This is a genomic window from Aureitalea marina, from assembly GCF_002943755.1.
GTDB lineage: Bacteria > Bacteroidota > Bacteroidia > Flavobacteriales > Flavobacteriaceae > Aureitalea > Aureitalea marina.
In genome coordinates this window covers 752,148-768,064 of sequence record NZ_MQUB01000001.1, presented here as the reverse complement: position 1 = coordinate 768,064, position 15,917 = coordinate 752,148, and the positions used below count along the sequence as shown (strand labels likewise).

17 protein-coding genes are annotated in these 15,917 nt (G+C 45.7%); 7 read left to right on the top strand and 10 right to left on the bottom strand.

Going from position 1 to position 15,917, the window contains the following annotated elements; genetic code table 11:
• Positions 1-88: 88 nt before the first annotated feature.
• The 8 genes from BST85_RS03610 to menA all read right to left on the bottom strand — a co-directional run bounded on the left by BST85_RS03610 (position 89) and on the right by menA (position 9,579).
• A complete protein-coding gene (locus BST85_RS03610; RefSeq protein WP_146090636.1) occupies positions 89-2,152 on the bottom strand; it encodes a TonB-dependent receptor plug domain-containing protein in 2,064 nt (687 codons plus the stop codon).
• 5 nt (positions 2,153-2,157) lie between these two features.
• Positions 2,158-4,215 carry a TonB-dependent receptor plug domain-containing protein gene (locus tag BST85_RS03605; RefSeq protein ID WP_104812007.1) on the bottom strand — a complete coding sequence of 686 codons (2,058 nt, stop codon included), beginning with the start codon at positions 4,213-4,215 and terminating at the stop codon, positions 2,158-2,160.
• A 109-nt stretch (positions 4,216-4,324) separates the two neighbouring features.
• Complete coding sequence (locus BST85_RS03600) at positions 4,325-4,801, bottom strand: hypothetical protein (RefSeq protein WP_104812006.1); 477 nt, start codon at positions 4,799-4,801, stop codon at positions 4,325-4,327.
• A gap of 59 nt (positions 4,802-4,860) precedes the next feature.
• A complete protein-coding gene (locus BST85_RS03595; RefSeq protein WP_104813888.1) occupies positions 4,861-5,943 on the bottom strand; it encodes an AMP-binding protein in 1,083 nt (360 codons plus the stop codon).
• Positions 5,936-6,904 carry a CPBP family intramembrane glutamic endopeptidase gene (locus BST85_RS03590; RefSeq protein ID WP_104812005.1) on the bottom strand — a complete coding sequence of 323 codons (969 nt, stop codon included), beginning with the start codon at positions 6,902-6,904 and terminating at the stop codon, positions 5,936-5,938. The genes BST85_RS03595 and BST85_RS03590 overlap by 8 nt, the downstream gene beginning before the upstream one ends.
• Positions 6,905-6,991: 87 nt before the next feature.
• Positions 6,992-7,966 carry an o-succinylbenzoate synthase gene (locus BST85_RS03585; RefSeq protein WP_342750386.1) on the bottom strand — a complete coding sequence of 325 codons (975 nt, stop codon included), beginning with the start codon at positions 7,964-7,966 and terminating at the stop codon, positions 6,992-6,994.
• Positions 7,967-7,975: 9 nt separating this feature from the next.
• Positions 7,976-8,656 (bottom strand): metal-dependent hydrolase, encoded by a 681-nt coding sequence (locus tag BST85_RS03580; protein ID WP_104812004.1) that lies wholly within the window; start codon positions 8,654-8,656, stop codon positions 7,976-7,978.
• 20 nt (positions 8,657-8,676) lie between these two features.
• The gene (gene menA, locus BST85_RS03575; RefSeq protein ID WP_104812003.1) at positions 8,677-9,579 is read right to left on the bottom strand and encodes a 1,4-dihydroxy-2-naphthoate octaprenyltransferase; all 903 of its coding nucleotides are present in this window, start codon (positions 9,577-9,579) and stop codon (positions 8,677-8,679) included.
• A gap of 345 nt (positions 9,580-9,924) precedes the next feature.
• On the opposite strand from menA, the gene BST85_RS03565 reads away from it, so the two are divergent.
• A complete protein-coding gene (locus BST85_RS03565; protein ID WP_104812001.1) occupies positions 9,925-10,296 on the top strand; it encodes a DoxX family protein in 372 nt (123 codons plus the stop codon).
• 6 nt (positions 10,297-10,302) lie between these two features.
• Here BST85_RS03565 and holA read toward each other — a convergent pair whose 3' ends face one another.
• Complete coding sequence (gene holA, locus BST85_RS03560; RefSeq protein WP_342750385.1) at positions 10,303-11,304, bottom strand: DNA polymerase III subunit delta; 1,002 nt, start codon at positions 11,302-11,304, stop codon at positions 10,303-10,305.
• Between the two features lie 47 nt (positions 11,305-11,351).
• On the opposite strand from holA, the gene BST85_RS03555 reads away from it, so the two are divergent.
• From BST85_RS03555 to BST85_RS03540, 5 genes are all read left to right on the top strand, one after another.
• Positions 11,352-11,804, top strand: coding sequence for a type I restriction enzyme HsdR N-terminal domain-containing protein (locus tag BST85_RS03555; protein ID WP_104812000.1), 453 nt, complete (start codon positions 11,352-11,354; stop codon positions 11,802-11,804).
• A gap of 9 nt (positions 11,805-11,813) precedes the next feature.
• Positions 11,814-12,356, top strand: coding sequence for a glycosyltransferase family 2 protein (locus BST85_RS14660; RefSeq protein ID WP_342750384.1), 543 nt, complete (start codon positions 11,814-11,816; stop codon positions 12,354-12,356).
• Positions 12,326-12,805 (top strand): glycosyltransferase family 2 protein, encoded by a 480-nt coding sequence (locus BST85_RS14655; protein WP_342750440.1) that lies wholly within the window; start codon positions 12,326-12,328, stop codon positions 12,803-12,805. Before BST85_RS14660 ends, BST85_RS14655 begins: the two co-directional genes overlap by 31 nt.
• 82 nt (positions 12,806-12,887) lie before the next feature.
• Positions 12,888-13,730: an OmpA family protein gene (locus BST85_RS03545; RefSeq protein ID WP_104811999.1), complete on the top strand. Its 843-nt coding sequence runs from the start codon at positions 12,888-12,890 to the stop codon at positions 13,728-13,730.
• A 64-nt stretch (positions 13,731-13,794) separates the two neighbouring features.
• Positions 13,795-14,196: a hypothetical protein gene (locus BST85_RS03540; RefSeq protein WP_146090635.1), complete on the top strand. Its 402-nt coding sequence runs from the start codon at positions 13,795-13,797 to the stop codon at positions 14,194-14,196.
• Between the two features lie 5 nt (positions 14,197-14,201).
• Here BST85_RS03540 and BST85_RS03535 read toward each other — a convergent pair whose 3' ends face one another.
• Positions 14,202-14,813 (bottom strand): L-threonylcarbamoyladenylate synthase, encoded by a 612-nt coding sequence (locus BST85_RS03535; protein WP_104811997.1) that lies wholly within the window; start codon positions 14,811-14,813, stop codon positions 14,202-14,204.
• A gap of 124 nt (positions 14,814-14,937) precedes the next feature.
• On the opposite strand from BST85_RS03535, the gene BST85_RS03530 reads away from it, so the two are divergent.
• Positions 14,938-15,804 carry a LytR/AlgR family response regulator transcription factor gene (locus BST85_RS03530; protein WP_146090634.1) on the top strand — a complete coding sequence of 289 codons (867 nt, stop codon included), beginning with the start codon at positions 14,938-14,940 and terminating at the stop codon, positions 15,802-15,804.
• The last annotated feature ends 113 nt before the right edge of the window (positions 15,805-15,917 follow it).

Sequence of the window (15,917 nt, the reverse complement as noted above, 5' to 3'; positions counted from 1 at the left end):
CAAAAGCACGAATTAGCCAAAGGGGTATTTGGATGAGGGAAATAAAAAAAGCCCGGCTAACCGGGCTTCTTCTTTCTCGAAAAGTAACTTAGATACTAACCTTGAGTATATTCTTGTTCTGATTGATCTCATCTAGTGTGATCACCCTTATTTTTTTGGTTTGCTGAGGTTGACCATAGTACTGATAGGTGGTGATCTTTAAATATGCAGGTAGATTATTGTCCCCTCTTGCCTTACCCAGATAGTTCAAATTAAAGGTCCATAACCCCTGGTCAGCATTGGTCATAAAGAATTCTTCCAGGCCGTAACCCTGCTGTATCTCTTGTTTCATCCTTAAGCCTTCGTCCGTTTGGGTGTGCGACCAGGTGAAATACCGTTTTTGCGGATTGATGATCTGCAGGTCAAATTGGGTGTCAAAATGATTCCATTCGAATACCACCCTGGTTCGATACCGAACATTTTGTTTGTACTTCTGATCGACATAGGTCGTATTCAGCCGCCCTTTTTGTTGGTTCACCAGATTCTTGAATTCGACATCCAGCGTATTGCGTAGCCCATTGTAACCCAAGATCTCGGTAAAATGCCCCTTATCCATTCGATCCATCAAGAGCAAGGCCTTCTCAGGATAACCGCTCTCGGAATAAGCCAATGCCAAATTGCGGTAGTGCTGCAACTGGTTGGGTTGTAATTCCAGAATACGCTCGTACACACGCACCGCTTCATCCTTCATCCCAAATTCCTGATACTTATAAGCCTGGGCCAACAAAATAGATGTATCGGAAATGGGTAGCTCGGAAATATTCGACAATACCCTTTTGACCAGGTCCGTATTATTCCAGCTTTGAAAATAAGAAGCCGTGTGCAAGAAATAATCAGGTGACCAGCCGTATTTCTCCCGGTACCGCAGATAGACTTGGAAGGCTTCGTTCACATCTGATGTCTCCTTCAAGGCCTGCATATAGTCTGTATCAGGTAGGCTGGCCTCGGAAAGTACATCCCCGGAATAGGTTGCTGTGGTACCCACAACGACAGGGGAATCCGACTGAGCAGCTTTCCTGAAGGTAGCCGTTTTAGTGGTTATCAGAATTACCCCATTTCTACCCAGGGTACCGTATTTATTCGTAGCCGCCAATCCTTTTAGAACTGTAATGCTTTCCACATTGGCCGGATCGAACGCACTGACATTATTTAGTATGGTCTTATCGATATTTGTACCCGGTCCATTGGAGGGTGCATTGATACCTGTAAGGGCATTAACAGAGCTCTCAACGGGAACTCCATCCACTACGATCAAACCGGTCTGATCCCCCAGTATAGTCATATTCTTACCACGAGAGATAAACTGGCTGAGGTTTTGGTCGGACTTGATATCGATATTGGAGAATTGACCCGTAACGGCCTGCTCTATGGTAATATCCTGTTCGCGTATCTCATCACTACCAATGGTCTCTATGGCGTAACCTAGGCTACGTTTATCCTGCACTATATTCCCTGTATTGATCATATCCTCCTCTCTGCTACCCTCTACTTTGGTTGAGATAAGAACTTCTCCAAGGGATTGCTGTTGTGGTCTTGCTGTAGCCTCCCTGATCTTAACCAAGTCCAGGGGAACATCAGAATCCCCAAAGACCTGCATCCCATCTTTAGCGCTGAGGGAAAGATCGAACAAGGCGCCTCCGGAGCTAATGGCCAGATCCCTGAGACCATCGATATTGGAGTCGGGGATAGTGGTGATCGCAAATACCGGACGATTGAAAGAATTAGGCAATTTATCGGTATTCACCTTACCATCACTAACCAATATGATCTGTTCCGAACGCGTGTTGAAAAGGCCTTCGTAACTTGCCGACCCGTCATAGATGATCTCTCTCAGTTTCAGTTTCAGATCTTCCCAATTTCCTCCACTAATCGGAATGGTCTCGCGCTGAACGATGGAATTGGAAAACACCACCAGGTTAACGGTTATATCCGGATTCTGATTAAAATAAGACTTGAGGAATTCAAATTCCTTATCAATGTCCTTCTGGATCATCCCGTAGGAACTATCCCACAGCAGGCTCACATTTTTGGTCGGCGTTTGGGCCAGTGCATTTGTGCAGCAGGCTAATACCAGTACCACCAACATCTTCTTCAATAGGTCGATCTTCTTCATACTATTCACTTTTCCACGCTTATTGAAAGTAATTCACGGTTTTGTCCAACAACATCAAGCGGTATCAGTTTAGTCTGCACTTGCTCATTCGGACTTCCAAAATGATCATAAACGGTCACCTTTACGTAGATCGGTTCGCCTTTGGTCGCAGATTTACTACCCAAACTGGTCAGGTTGAATAACCAATTACCCTGGTCCGTGTCGGAAAGGACGAACTCCTCTACTCCTATCCGTTGCTCTACATCCTCCCGGAAACGAGCGGGTTCACCATCGGGTTTGTGCGACCAAGTAAAGTAGCGATTCTGTGGATTGACGATCTGCAGATCGAACTCCGCATCGAAGTAATTCCATTCTATAACAATTCGTTTTCGTGCTGTAGTTAACTGATTGAACCGGGTATCCAGTTTGCGGAGAGTTGTTTTTGGCCGGGCTTGTTTTACCATACGAGCAGTTTCCAAGTCCAGGGTCTTCTTCAGTCCATTCTTACCCTGTACTTCTTTCACGTAACCCCTGTCCAATTTATTGTAGATATCCTCGGCTTCCTTATACATGTCCGCTTCGGTGTAGGCCAAAGCAAGATTACGATAATGCTGTATACTGTTGGCATCCAGCTGGACCAGGCGCTTATAGATCTGGGCTGCCTTTATATGCATTCCGTTGGCCTGATAACAGTAGGCCATTGCGGTAAGATCAGCAGGCTTTGCGTTTGGTAACTCATTGATATTGGACAGGATACGATCCACAATGTCCTGGTTACCCCATTGGTTAAAGTAGCTGGCCATATCGATATAAAAAGAAGGGTTGCTTCCGTATTTTGCTCTGGTCTGCAGGTAGATCTCGTATGCCTCATTCACATCAGAACTTTGGGAAATTTTCGTCAGATAAGGTTGGCCAGAGGTTGTTCCTGTGGCAGCAGAACCGTCATAAGTAGCCGTTGTTCCCAATGGCTTGGCCTTTTTCTTCCGCTGCGAAACCGTGCCCTCCGTTGCCGCAAAGGTCTTGGTCTTGATCACGAGTACCCCACCAGAACCAAGTGAACCATAGCGGTTAGTGGCCGCAAGGCCCTTTAGATAAGTAATGCTGTGAATGTTTGCTGGGTCAAGATGGTCAGTCCTACCTCTGTTGGAGGGTGCACCAGCACCAAATGCACTGGAATCTGAGGCCTGGGGAACACCATCGATCACAACCAGGCCATACTGATTGCCTAAAATGGTCATGTTCTTGTTTCTCCCAAGGAATTGGGTCAGGTCTACGTCGTCATTTGCGGTATCGTTCTGTATGTAGAGGCCGGAGAATTGGCCTTTGACTGCCTGCTGCACATCGGTATCCGTCGGGGCGATATCGTCCGAAGTAATCGATTCGACGGCATATCCCAAGGTTTTCTTCGAGCGTTTTCGATCTCCTAGATTCACCTCCTCGTCCTCAGGTTCGTCTTGGATATCAGCTTCTAAAATTACCACATCCAGGGCTTCCCGTCGGCCAGAATCCGAAGTTGCCAGTTCCGAGGCGTTTCTCACAGTCTGAACTCGGCTGAAAGTCGTGTCAGCATTAGCTGAAGAGGCAACATCGGCATTATCCGGGATCATTTCAAAATAATCTCCCTCTGATGCTAGGGCAAGGACTTTGAGATCGACCTTGTTGGAATCCTCGCAGCTATTGATCACATAGACCGGGGTATCCAGATAGGTGGGTAATTTATCAATATGCTCTTTTCCCCGACTAACCAGAATAATACTTTTATAAGCCCCTTCAAAGAGCCCTTCATAACTAGAAGTACCATCATATACCACCGTCTTTAAAGCGGATGCCAATTCACTCCATTGGCCCTGCTCTATCCTAAAGTGCTGATCCAGATGAACCTGGTTACTAAATACCTTGAGTCGAACAACTGTGTTCTCTTCGGCGGCTAATAGTTCCTGGAGCTTCTCCATTTCTGCCTGGCCATCTTTCTGCATCATGCCCAAAGAGCTATCCCACAAAAGCAGAATACCAGGCTCTTTTTCTTGAGCATGACTTTGAAAGTTTAAGACAAGGACGACAATGATTAAAGTAATTCTTCTCATAGCTCTGATTGTTAGTGCTCCCTTAAAGTAACGAATAAATCAAATGGAGTGGGAACCCCGATAATCTTTTACTCGTGCATAAAAAAAGAGGCCTGAAGGCCTCTTTCCGTTATCCGTTGTTCTTTTTTTTCTTTTTCTTCTTGGCTTTCTTCCTCTTCTTCATTTCGGATTTCATCACATCCTCTCCTGCATATAACTCGATGAACCGATTGATCTCATCTTCGGTAAGGAATACCTCAACCTCTTTGTAGAATGCGGGTTTCAGCTTCTCGATCTGCTCGCGGCGCTCTGCATAATCCATATTCTCGATGGCCATAATGGCCATTCTATCTTCTTCAAATTTGATAATGGAGTTCTTTAATACGGCCATTTCAAAGGCATCCAGGTTGAACTCTTCCTGATAGATCTCCATTTTGGCATCCAGATCAGCCAAGGTGTTCTCTACTCCCCGATTTAATTCTGCCCGCTCCAATGGAGGAGGAGTATATCCCCGCTGTCCAGGTTGAATAGGTCGGACCTGGGCCTGCAGGACTCCGGTCCCGGCAATTACACTCATCAACATCAGAATACTGATCTTTTTCATCATTCATTTAAATTTTTACAAAGATGCAAAATTTTGCCTCGATTATCATTCTCGTTAAGGGCTTATCGCAATCCGTAGTGATGGATAAGCTGCCGGATATCGCTCCGCCTAATCTTGTCTGTTGGTGTCATCGGGAAATGAGACAGGGTGTAAATTTTCTTTGGTCGTTCAAATTTACCCAGACTATTCAGTGCTTCTTCCAGCCCCGGAAGCTCTGTAGACTGGGATTCGATGACCAGGATCAGGCGTTCGCCCAGGGCTGCATCGGGTTCTGAAGTAACGATTAATCGGTTATTCAGAAACCTAGACAACTTTTGCTCTACCCACTCCGGATAGATCTTTACACCTCCACTATTGATTACTGAATCTGTTCTGCCCAACCACTTGAAGGATGTTGGTGAAACGAGATCTACCTGATCATTGGTCCTGATCACTTCTTCACTGATCTTAGGTGCATGTATGATTAATTGACCCTCATCGTCCGCCTCAAATTGAACCCCAGGCAGCGCAGTATAAATATCGGAGCGCGCAAAACCATTCAGTCTCCTTACAGCCACATGGGTGATGGTCTCCGTCATTCCATACGTAGCAAAAATCTCGGTTTGGGCGTCCTGAATCTTATCCAACAACTGTTGAGAGACAGGACTTCCTCCTACGATCAGCTTCCTGACCTTAGACAGGGCATCAATGGAATAATCTAATTGATAGGGTACCATGGCTACAAAATCGTAGGCATTGTCATATTGGGTCAATGCATCTTTTTCCGGAGCAACAACGTGCAGGTCCCAACCCAGTACCATAGCCCGAACCAACATCATCTTGCCCGCTATAAAATCCGCAGACAGGCAGAGCAGTGCGGTAGTTCCAGGACCCAACTTAAAATAGGCACCCGTGGCTTCTGCGCTATTGATCATGCGCGATTTCTCCAGTTTGATCCGTTTGGGGATACCGGTAGATCCTGAGGTAGAAACCTCGATCCATGGCTCAAAATCGACCCATTGTTCCAAAAAGCTCCCCACACTGTATTCATAAGCTTCTCCCTGATTCTGCAAATCGTCTGCAAAGTGAAGTAACTCCTCCGTAGAAGAGAAAGTCAAGCCGTTTAGCTTAAAATCAGGATGCAATATGAATTTGAAATCACTCATGTCCTCCGGCTGGCCATTCATCTTCTATAGCAGCGGGCCTGACCACCTTCCCAGTTAGTTTTTCTTTCCAGTCTGACCATTTATATCGCCAGGCCATCAAGCCTAGAAACAGGGGATAAACAATAACCAGAGGCAGCAGAATATCGATGCCTGCAGAAGGTTCCGATACATCCTTGAGAATGGAATTGGTCTGAAAGACGGTCCAATCTGCCGTCACCAGAAGGGCAGCCACCAGATTATTCCCGGCATGAAAGCCCAAGGCGAGTTCCATACCCTCGTCCATCAAGGTCATGATACCCAGGAAGAACCCGGTACCGATGTAATAGAACATGATGATGTAACCCAATTTCTCCACCTCCGGATTCAGGATATGCAAGCCTCCAAAGATCACCGAGGTTATGATCAGTGGTAACCATTTGTTCCCAGCATTCACCCCAATTCCCTGCATGAGATAACCTCGGAAGAGATATTCCTCAAAGCTTGTCTGCAAAGGGATCATCACTACGGCAACCAAGGCCAGAATCAAAAATGGGACCAACTGAAATTGAAGCACATAGTCGTCCGGGTTGGTCCTGTTATCAATATAGGTCAAGACAATGGTGGATACAGCTACCAGGCCAAAACCAAACCAAAACCGGCCCCAGTCCATTTTCTTTCTACTGGTCGTAACTGTCAAAACAGGCTGCTTATGGACCATTCTTATCCATAGGAATAAGAAGAATAATCCGATCGCAAAACTCAGTAGCATTAAAAACAAAGTGAGATTGGAATCCAGTATGGTCATCATTCCATTGGGATCACCCAATTCGGACAAATCTCTCCCCTCACTGATCAGTTTTGCAGCGGCAAAGCCAAAGAAAGGTAGAATACCGATCAGTTGAGCGCCAAAGAACACGAGGACTGCCCCGAGGAAGTATCTCCAGGCATCGTGCAAATAATTGTAGGCTTGAGCTAAAAACATAAATTCAGTATCAGTTGAAATCTTATAGAATAAGGGAGTAATCCCAGTGTTTGTTCGGGTCCCATCTCAGCACACCGGCATCCGCAATTAGAGGAGACGGTATATTATTGTGAAACAAGCCCCGGTCCCCAATCCCTGCGGCAATTTACTATTTTTCGTAAAGGTATATTGGGCAATGGCATTGAGTCCAATATTGCTTTCCAGAGCCGATGTGACCCACCATCCAGCACCGTATTGGCCTGCCAGATCGATCCATTGATCACAACTGGCAAATCCCCCCAGAAGACTGGGTTTTAGAATGAGGTATTGCGGTCTGATCTCCTCCATCAGTTGCTTGCGATCCTGTAAATGGTGTACCCCAATCAGCTCCTCGTCCAGTGCTATGGGAAGTGGTGTGTGTTTACAAAGTTCGGCCATTTCCTTCCACTGTCCGGCGGCAATAGGTTGTTCGATGGAGTGAATATCCAGCTTGTGTAATTGTTCAAGCTTCCCCATGGCTTCATCAGGATGGAAAGCACCATTGGCGTCGACCCTGAGCATGATCTCATTGTAAGAATAGTGTCTTCTCACCTCTTTTAACAACTCCAATTCGGTATCGAAATCCAGGGCACCGATCTTGAGTTTGACACAATCGAAACCACGGTCAATTTTTTCCCGGATCTGTTTTCGCATAAAATCCGGATCTCCCATCCACACCAATCCATTGATGGGAATAGGATGTCCATTCATTGAAAACTCTGATGGATAAACCTGACTGGAATCCGAGTTTTCCAAAGAACGAAAGGCCATTTCCAACCCAATGCGAATAGACGGAAATTCCTTGTTCATCTCTAATAGTTCCTCCAAGGGAGAGTTAATATGATCACAGGTTTTGGCCAGTTGCTGCTCGTAATCCGGCCGATCGTCCGAACTGAGTCCCCGAAATAGCCCACATTCTCCAAGGCCGATTTCATGGCCTTGCCGAAGGATGAGAAACCAGGTTTCCTTATCATGCAGTACTCCCCTGGAAGTGCCTCCGGGTTGTTTGAAATGCAGCAGGTAGCGCTTGTATTCTGCTTGCATAATTAGCGTCTAGAGCTCAATAGATTCGCCAATGGATAATAACATCAAGTCCTTTCCAGCCTCGAAGAACTTTCGCTTGGCCTCGTCCTGGTCGATCTCTATATAACCAAAGGTATCGTAATGTACTCCCAGGATCTTATCGCAGTCAACAAAATCACTGGCAATGATAGCATCTGCTATTCCCATTGTGAAGTTGTCACCGATGGGTAAAATAGCCAAGTCGAGTTTGGTCTGCATGGGAATGAGTTTCATATCCATGGTCAGGGCGGTATCCCCGGCTATGTAAATGTTCTTGTGTTCCCCTTCTATTACAAACCCTCCCGGCTGCCCGCCGTTAGCTCCGTCCGGAAAACTACTGGTATGGATGGCATTCACATACTTCACTCGCCCAAAATCAAAGTTCCAATTACCCCCGTGGTTCATGGGATGAACAGTCAGTCCCTTTTCTTGATAATACATGGCGATCTCGTAGTTGCTCACAATGGTAGCACCCGTTCTACGTGCTATTTCCTCCGCATCCAGGGTATGATCCTGATGGGCATGGGTCAGCAGAATATAATCGGCCGGTATTTGATCTTTGTTTACTTGATCGGTGATCAGTGGGTTTCCACTAATAAATGGGTCGATCAGTAACTTGGTCTCACCTACTTCTATGCCTAGGCAATTGTGCCCGTAAAAATTGATTTTCATACTGCCAGGTTTTAATGATATTAAACGATCAAACTACAGATAAAGATAAGTATAGATAGGGCAAAAGTAGATAGGGCAACCTTCTTGAGTTCGGGGTCAAAACCAGCGGGTTCTTTGATCCTTACAACTCGAATCAAGTGTATGATCAGGGGTATCAAGGCCAAAGCAGGAATTAACCAGATGGTGTTGTCTTTGGATAACATGAACCGAAGTGCAAAAACGATGGCCGTAACCACAAGCAAACTGTGATAAAGAAGGGCTCCCTTCTCGCCTAACCTGACCGCCAGGGTGATCTTACCCACATTGGCATCGTTATCACGATCTCTCATATTATTCAGGTTGAGTACGGCTGTACTGAGGCATCCGACACTTAGGGATAGCCAAACGATCTCATAATTCAGCTGGTCCGTATATAGAAAGTAAGCCGCGACCACCCCGATGATGCCGAAGAACAAAAAGACAAAGAGGTCTCCCAAACCGATATAACCATAAGCTCCTTTGCCCACGGTGTAGGTGATGGCTGCCGTCACAGCAAACACTCCCAGACCTGCATAAATGGCCATGTACATCCAATCTCTTTCCCAAAAGGCAATCAGTATCAAAATCGCAGACAGCAGCATACTGACTACACTATTAAACAGCATGCCCTGTTTCAATTCGTGAGCAGTCAAGATTCCAGATTGCAATGCCCGCTTGGGTCCAAGGCGTTCGTCATTATCGGTACCTTTCACGCCGTCGCCATAATCGTTTGCAAAATTGGAAAGGATCTGGAAGGATAGCGTTGTGAGTAGGGAAAGGGTAAAAATCACACCCGAGAAAACATCCTCTGTGATCGCCACCGCAGCCGCGGCGATAATACCCGAAAGGGATAAGGGTAAAGTCCTTAAACGTGCAGCCTCTATCCAGGCTTTGGTCTTACTCATGCAGTTTTCGATCGTCTCACAAAATTACGGATAAAAAAAGCCGTCTTCTAGGGGAAGTCAGTCAAAATTGGATGTAAACTCATAAAATTTTTGTGGTTAGACATCCTGGTTCCGGTTTACAATTGAACCTGAATGGTGCATAAAGATGGTTCATCCAAGAAGGTGTCCTTGTTACCTCTCAGTTCTTCAGGACTATTTCTATTAGCTGATCAACACAATATGAGAAAGTTAACCAACAATCCTGGGGAACCCCGTCCTCACAGCTGGCTGTTCCTGAAGATAATTCCAATACTATTTGAGCAGAAATTGCTTACATTCAATGCCGATAACAACTAAACTTAACTTATGAATCGAAACAAAGACCTGGGAATGCTTATCCTGAGGATAGGTGTTTCCGCCTTGATGCTTACCCACGGCATCCCCAAATTGCTCAAACTCTTTAATGGAGATTTCGATTTTCCTGATCCCATCGGATGGGGATCCACTATTTCACTTATAGCTGCAGTAGTTGGTGAGGCCATTGCCCCAATGCTGATAATTATTGGGTATAAGACGCGATTAGCGGCTGCCCTTGCGGCTATTACCATGGCTGTTGCCGCCTTTATCGTTCACGCCGGTGATCCGGTCGGAACCAAAGAAAAGGCTTTATTCTATCTGGTCGCCTTTGTGGCCATAGGTATTATGGGAGCTGGTAAATATTCCCTAGACCGCAGATAAGGTCCCTTAGCGCATGATCTGAAGGAGTAATTCCTTATATAATTCGGCATGAGAGCCGGTGTATTCCACCCCTTTGGCTTTCATGTCGATTGTTCTTATCGAGCCTATCACCCGGCTCACTTTCTTCATGGGATAATTACTGGCAGCCGTTCTGTATTGTCTCACATTATAATTGGACATACCCAGGGCTTGCGATGCTTTAGACTTATCTATAAGAGCATGATACTTCATCAGCTTAGTAAAGAAGCCATACATAATTGCCGTGGTCATAAGTAAGGGATGGCTCTTAGGGTTCTGTCCAAAATAATGCACGATCCCGAAGGCTTTCTTCTCATCCCGCTCGGCAATAGCAGCCTGTAATTCGAAGTTGTTGAAATCCTTCGAGATCCCAATGTTTCGCTCTACTAGTTCCGGGGTGATGGATTGACCTTCCGGGATCAGCAGCATCAATTTATTGAGCTCATTATCGATCTTACTCAAGTCATTACCCAGGAATTCGACCAGCATTTGAGCTGCTTTAGGTACTATGGAATATCCTTTCAGGGCCAGTACCTGCCGGATCCATTCCGGGAGCTGATTATCGTAGAGCTTCTTACTTTCAAAGACCACTCCTTTGTCCCTGATGGCTTTGACCAGTTTCTTACGGCTATCTAGTTTTTTGTACTTGTAGGCAATAACCAATACGGTGGTTGGTTGAGGATTTTCGGCATAGGGGGCCAATTGATCAATGGTCCGGGCCAGATCCTGGGCCTCTTTCAGAATGATCACTTGCCTGGGAGCCATCATGGGATATCGTTTGGCCTGGGCCACCAGATCGTTGATCTGGACATCCCGGCCGTAAAGCACTACCTGGTTAAATCCCTTTTCTTCTTCGCTCAATAGTTCTTTCTCGATGATGGAACTGATCAGATCGACATAATAGGGCTCCGGGCCATGCAGCAGGTATATGGGTGCTGGATTGCCGGAGCGAACTGCCTGAACTATTTTTTGGACTTCTTCCAAGGCCATGGTTTTGAAGCAGGTTTAGATTGGGTTGTAATACGTAATTTGCGGCTGTGGAAAAGCTGAACTTTCCGGAATTTCAGTTCCGATTCAAAAATAGGGAAAACAAAAGCTTGATCTTCGACCGGATCCGAAAAAAATTTGTGATCCTTACACCGGAAGAATGGGTCCGTCAACATTACCTCAGCTACCTGATGGAAATCAAGCACTATCCCCCTACCCTGATCAACGTAGAAAAGAAGATCAGCGTCCACGGGCAACCCAAACGTTATGATATCGTGGTCTTCTATCCAAATGGACGAGTTCGTATCTTGGTAGAATGCAAAGCTCCGCAGGTGAGGATAGATCAAGAGACCTTCGATCAGATCGCTCGCTATCACCTCAGCCTTCAGGCAGACTTTTTATTAATTGGCAACGGACTGTCTCATTATTGTTGCCAGGTAGATCAGGACAATGCGTCCTATCATTTTTTGAAGGAAATTCCTGCGTATACAATTAGTAATTAACTTGCGAGCGTGAAAGTGGCTGTTGTCATACTTAACTGGAATGGAATCCCCCTCCTCAAGCAATTTCTGCCATCGGTTGTAGTCAATAGTCAAGGGCATTCAATCTATGTGATCGACAATGGTTCCGAGGACGGATCTGTAGACTGGCTGAAAATTACCTATCCCGATCTTAAGGTCATTTCGCTTCCACAGAATCTGGGTTATGCGGGTGGCTATAACCAAGGATTGAAACAGATAGAGGAAGAGGTTTACATTTTATTGAACAGCGATGTAGAGGTTACTCCCAACTGGATCGATCCCCTTATCAAACTTTTCGAAGAAAACCCAGGCTGCGTTGCAATACAACCAAAGATTGTTAACCACCAGCATCGCGATCGTTTTGATTATGCGGGTGCTGCAGGTGGATTCCTGGATAAGCTGGGATATCCTTACTGCCGAGGCAGGATATTTGAACATATTGAAAACGACGAAGGTCAATATGACGACGTCCGTCCCATCTTCTGGGCCAGCGGGCCTGTCTTGTGGTCAAGCGTCAAAAATACTGGGAAGTAGATGGTTTGGATGAAGATCTCTTTGCCCACCATGAAGAGATCGATCTGTGCTGGAGACTTCAAAGCCAAGGTGGAATAGTCCTATTTACTCCCCACTCGGTGGTCTACCACCTGGGCGGTGGCACTTTAGACACCGCCAGCAGTAGGAAAACCTATCTTAATTTTAGGAACTCTCTCTTGGTGATCTTTAAAAACGTTAAGGGCTGGCAGGCCTACTTTGTTATTTTGGCTAGATTGATCCTAGATGCATTGGCAGTACTTCGTTTCTTAATCAAGTTTCAACCCAAACACGCCACCGCAGTTCTCCGTGCACATATTGGCTTTTATCGGCTGATTTCCAGCTTTCGAGTGAAACGTCAACGTTGGGCGACAGGCCTTAAATATTTTGAAAATGGCTCGATTGTCAGGAGTTATTTTCTGTTAAAAAAACGTACCTTTAACAGGCTTTAGGCTGTCTTGCTTAAAGTATTGTTAAGTGAAAGAGCGCTTCCAGCTGTTTTCCTAATTTTGACTAACCCTAAAACACATTACAATGAAAAAGCTCTTTATCCTTGCCGCTTGCAGCGGTTTGATTTTTACTTCCTGTGTATCCAATAAGAAATATGCTGAATTGGAGGCCAAACAACGGGACACTCAGGATCGTCTTAATACGACAACCGTAAAATTGAACAGTTGCGAGGACGAGAAGGACGCCCTCAGAAGCCAATTGGCCTCGCTGAACGACACCAACAAAGAATTGATCAACCAGATCGGGAACTTTACAGATCTGACCAAGAAAGGTGCCGAAAACCTGGAGCGTTCACTGGAAAGTCTTAAGGAAAAGGATCTTACCATCAATAAATTACGTGATGCCTTAACAAGAAGAGACTCCGTTAACCTGGCCCTGGTTCAGAGCCTGAAGGGAGTGTTAGGGAACCTGGACGATACTGACATTGAAATTAGCGTAGACAAGGGAGTGGTTATCGTAAATATCTCGGACAAGTTATTGTTTAGAAGTGGTAGTTATACTGTTACTCCTCAAGCCAGAGAGATCCTGGGTAAAGTAGCTCAGGTTGTAAACGCCAAGCCCGACTTCGAATTCATCGTGGAAGGCCATACGGATGACGATCCGATAGCCACAGCATCCATCAAAGACAACTGGGACCTGAGTGTTCTGCGAGCGACCTCAGTAGTGCGTATTCTTCAGAATGATTTTGGTGTGAGCCCAGCGCGTATGACGGCAGGAGGACGCAGCGAATACATTCCGGTTGCGAGCAACGAAACACGGGAAGGCAAAGCCAAGAACAGAAGAACAAGGATCGCGGTTTTACCTAAACTGGATCAGTTCTACAGCATGATCGAAGAAGGTCTTAAGGATCCTGCGATCAATGACTAGGTAATTAAAGACAATGATAATTGACCCGGCTTCGGCCGGGTTTTTTAATGCGTATATTGAGCCCATGAAGGATCAGGAATTTTTAACGGCCTTTGGTTCAGCCCAACTCCCCCCTGACCAGTTTGATCATAAGGCTCACCTAAGGTTGGCCTATCTCCAGATAAAACAGCATGGCCGTGATACCGCCAGTGAATTGATCAGCAAACAGATCAAAGACTACACAATTCATTGGGGTGCAGCAACTAAATATCACCAGACCCTTACCCAGGCAGCTGTTTACACTATGTCCCAATTTATGGATCGGAAACCAGAATTAGGTTTCGAAGATCTGCTTCGTCATTTTCCCCGGCTTCTAACGGGGTTCAATGAGCTGATCGGGCAACACTACTCCAAAGACTTGCTGGCCAGTGAGGAGGCAAGAGAACGATATCTGGAGCCTGATAAATTGCCTTTTGATGTGGCTTGAGTAGTTTAGATCTCCACACTACCCTTACCCTCTCTTATCAATTCGGGCTGGTCACCTCTAAGGTCAATTACCGTTGAGGGAACATTACCCCCATAGCCAGAGTCAACGACCAGATCGACCTTGTCTATCCACTTTTCATGGATCAATTCCGGGTCAGTAGTATATTCCAGGATCTCATCATCGTCGTAGAGGGAGGCAGACACTAAAGGGTTACCCAGAGTCTCGACTATGGATCTCGCCACCGAATGATCCGGTACCCTGATCCCCACCTCCTTTTTCTTTTTAAAGGCCGAAGGTAATTTTGAACTTCCCGGAAGTATGAAGGTGTAGGGCCCTGGCAAGGTCCGTCTCAGAATCTTATAGGTCGGGTTATCGATCTGCCTGGTAAAGTCACTCAGATTGCTTAAGTCCGAACAGATAAAGGAGAAATTAGCTTTGGCCAGATCCACACCGCGGATATCTGCAAGCCTGTGCAAGGCTTTATTGTTGTTCAGATCGCAACCGAAAGCGTAAACCGTATCCGTAGGAAAGACAATAAGACCACCTTTTTTCAGGACCTCAACTACCTGTTCCACCTGTTTGGGATTAGGATTTTCAGGGTATATCTTTAGTAACATAGCATGTTTTTTAGACCATAGTTAAGATACAAAATTTCGTACTGCGAATCGCTTTCAAATTTGTCTATGGGTATGATATCCAACTAAACAAACTTGTGTAACTTGAGGCTGATAAGTTAATGGTGTGCTCGCTTCTATTGGAACTTTCTTAAAACAACCCTATCCCTACTACTATCGGGGACGTTCATTGATAATCCTTTTGGGACTGCTTTTCCTGGCTTCCACCAGTTTCAATTATTTCTTCGAACCTTTTGGAAATAACCCGGCCGAGATGAAGTTCTCCTTCTTTTGGATCTGCGTGATCCATAGTCTGAATGCTGGCCTAACCATTGCGTTGGTGGTGTTTGTTGCTCATTTTGTGGTCGATAAGGACAACTGGACCACAGGCAGGGAACTTCTTTTGTGGAGTATTTTCCTTCTGGCTGTTGGAATTGCTCAATTCTTCATCAGGGATTTCGTATACGACAATCCGCGAAACTGGACCACCAGATACCTGTTGGAGGAAATTAGGAACACCTATCTCATCGGGGGTATTCTACTGTTGATGTTGGTGTCACTTAATTTCAATCGCCTCTACTTTCAAAACCGGGTCCAGGCTCAGTCCATTATTATTCAACCCAGAAAGAGACCAGATCAGAACCGATCCATTGCCATCCGGACAACCGTACAACAGGATAACTTTTCCCTTAACCCAGATGCTTTTGTCTACGCACATTCCGAAAAGAATTATCTCAATCTTTACCTGGAAGTAGCTGGCACCACACAACAGAAGTTGATCCGCATGCCCATGAAACAATTGGACGATCAACTAGAGGACATCTCGGACCTGGTTAGAGTACACAGGTCCTATCTGGTGAATTTAAGAAGAGTTCTTTCCGTAGAAGGCAATGCTTCTGGCTACCAGCTTCAATTGGAGGGAGCGACTATACCCATTCCTGTTTCGAGATCCTTTATTCCTAGTTTTCAGGAGCGAATGGAATCCATGGGTTGATCCGTTCGTCCCTAGGTCTTGTCATTGGTCCCAAAAGCTCGTTAGACATCCCATTTCGTTTACCCTCATCCCATTCTTTTGCAGGATTTTCGAGCTTGAAATAGTTTTGGCTC

What these genes read in the sequence shown, in the direction of transcription:
- menA (WP_104812003.1), bottom strand. Translation starts at nt 9,579, where the DNA reads ATGAGTAAGACCAAAGCCTGGATAGAGGCTGCACGTTTAAGGACTTTA.
- BST85_RS03565 (WP_104812001.1), top strand. Translation starts at nt 9,925, where the DNA reads ATGAATCGAAACAAAGACCTGGGAATGCTTATCCTGAGGATAGGTGTT.
- holA (WP_342750385.1), bottom strand. Translation starts at nt 11,304, where the DNA reads ATGGCCTTGGAAGAAGTCCAAAAAATAGTTCAGGCAGTTCGCTCCGGC.
- BST85_RS03535 (WP_104811997.1), bottom strand. Translation starts at nt 14,813, where the DNA reads ATGTTACTAAAGATATACCCTGAAAATCCTAATCCCAAACAGGTGGAA.
- BST85_RS03600 (WP_104812006.1), bottom strand. Translation starts at nt 4,801, where the DNA reads ATGATGAAAAAGATCAGTATTCTGATGTTGATGAGTGTAATTGCCGGG.
- BST85_RS03580 (WP_104812004.1), bottom strand. Translation starts at nt 8,656, where the DNA reads ATGAAAATCAATTTTTACGGGCACAATTGCCTAGGCATAGAAGTAGGT.
- BST85_RS03540 (WP_146090635.1), top strand. Translation starts at nt 13,795, where the DNA reads ATGAAGGATCAGGAATTTTTAACGGCCTTTGGTTCAGCCCAACTCCCC.
- BST85_RS03585 (WP_342750386.1), bottom strand. Translation starts at nt 7,966, where the DNA reads ATGCAAGCAGAATACAAGCGCTACCTGCTGCATTTCAAACAACCCGGA.
- BST85_RS03595 (WP_104813888.1), bottom strand. Translation starts at nt 5,943, where the DNA reads ATGAGTGATTTCAAATTCATATTGCATCCTGATTTTAAGCTAAACGGC.
- BST85_RS03605 (WP_104812007.1), bottom strand. Translation starts at nt 4,215, where the DNA reads ATGAGAAGAATTACTTTAATCATTGTCGTCCTTGTCTTAAACTTTCAA.
- BST85_RS03590 (WP_104812005.1), bottom strand. Translation starts at nt 6,904, where the DNA reads ATGTTTTTAGCTCAAGCCTACAATTATTTGCACGATGCCTGGAGATAC.
- BST85_RS03610 (WP_146090636.1), bottom strand. Translation starts at nt 2,152, where the DNA reads ATGAAGAAGATCGACCTATTGAAGAAGATGTTGGTGGTACTGGTATTA.
- BST85_RS03545 (WP_104811999.1), top strand. Translation starts at nt 12,888, where the DNA reads ATGAAAAAGCTCTTTATCCTTGCCGCTTGCAGCGGTTTGATTTTTACT.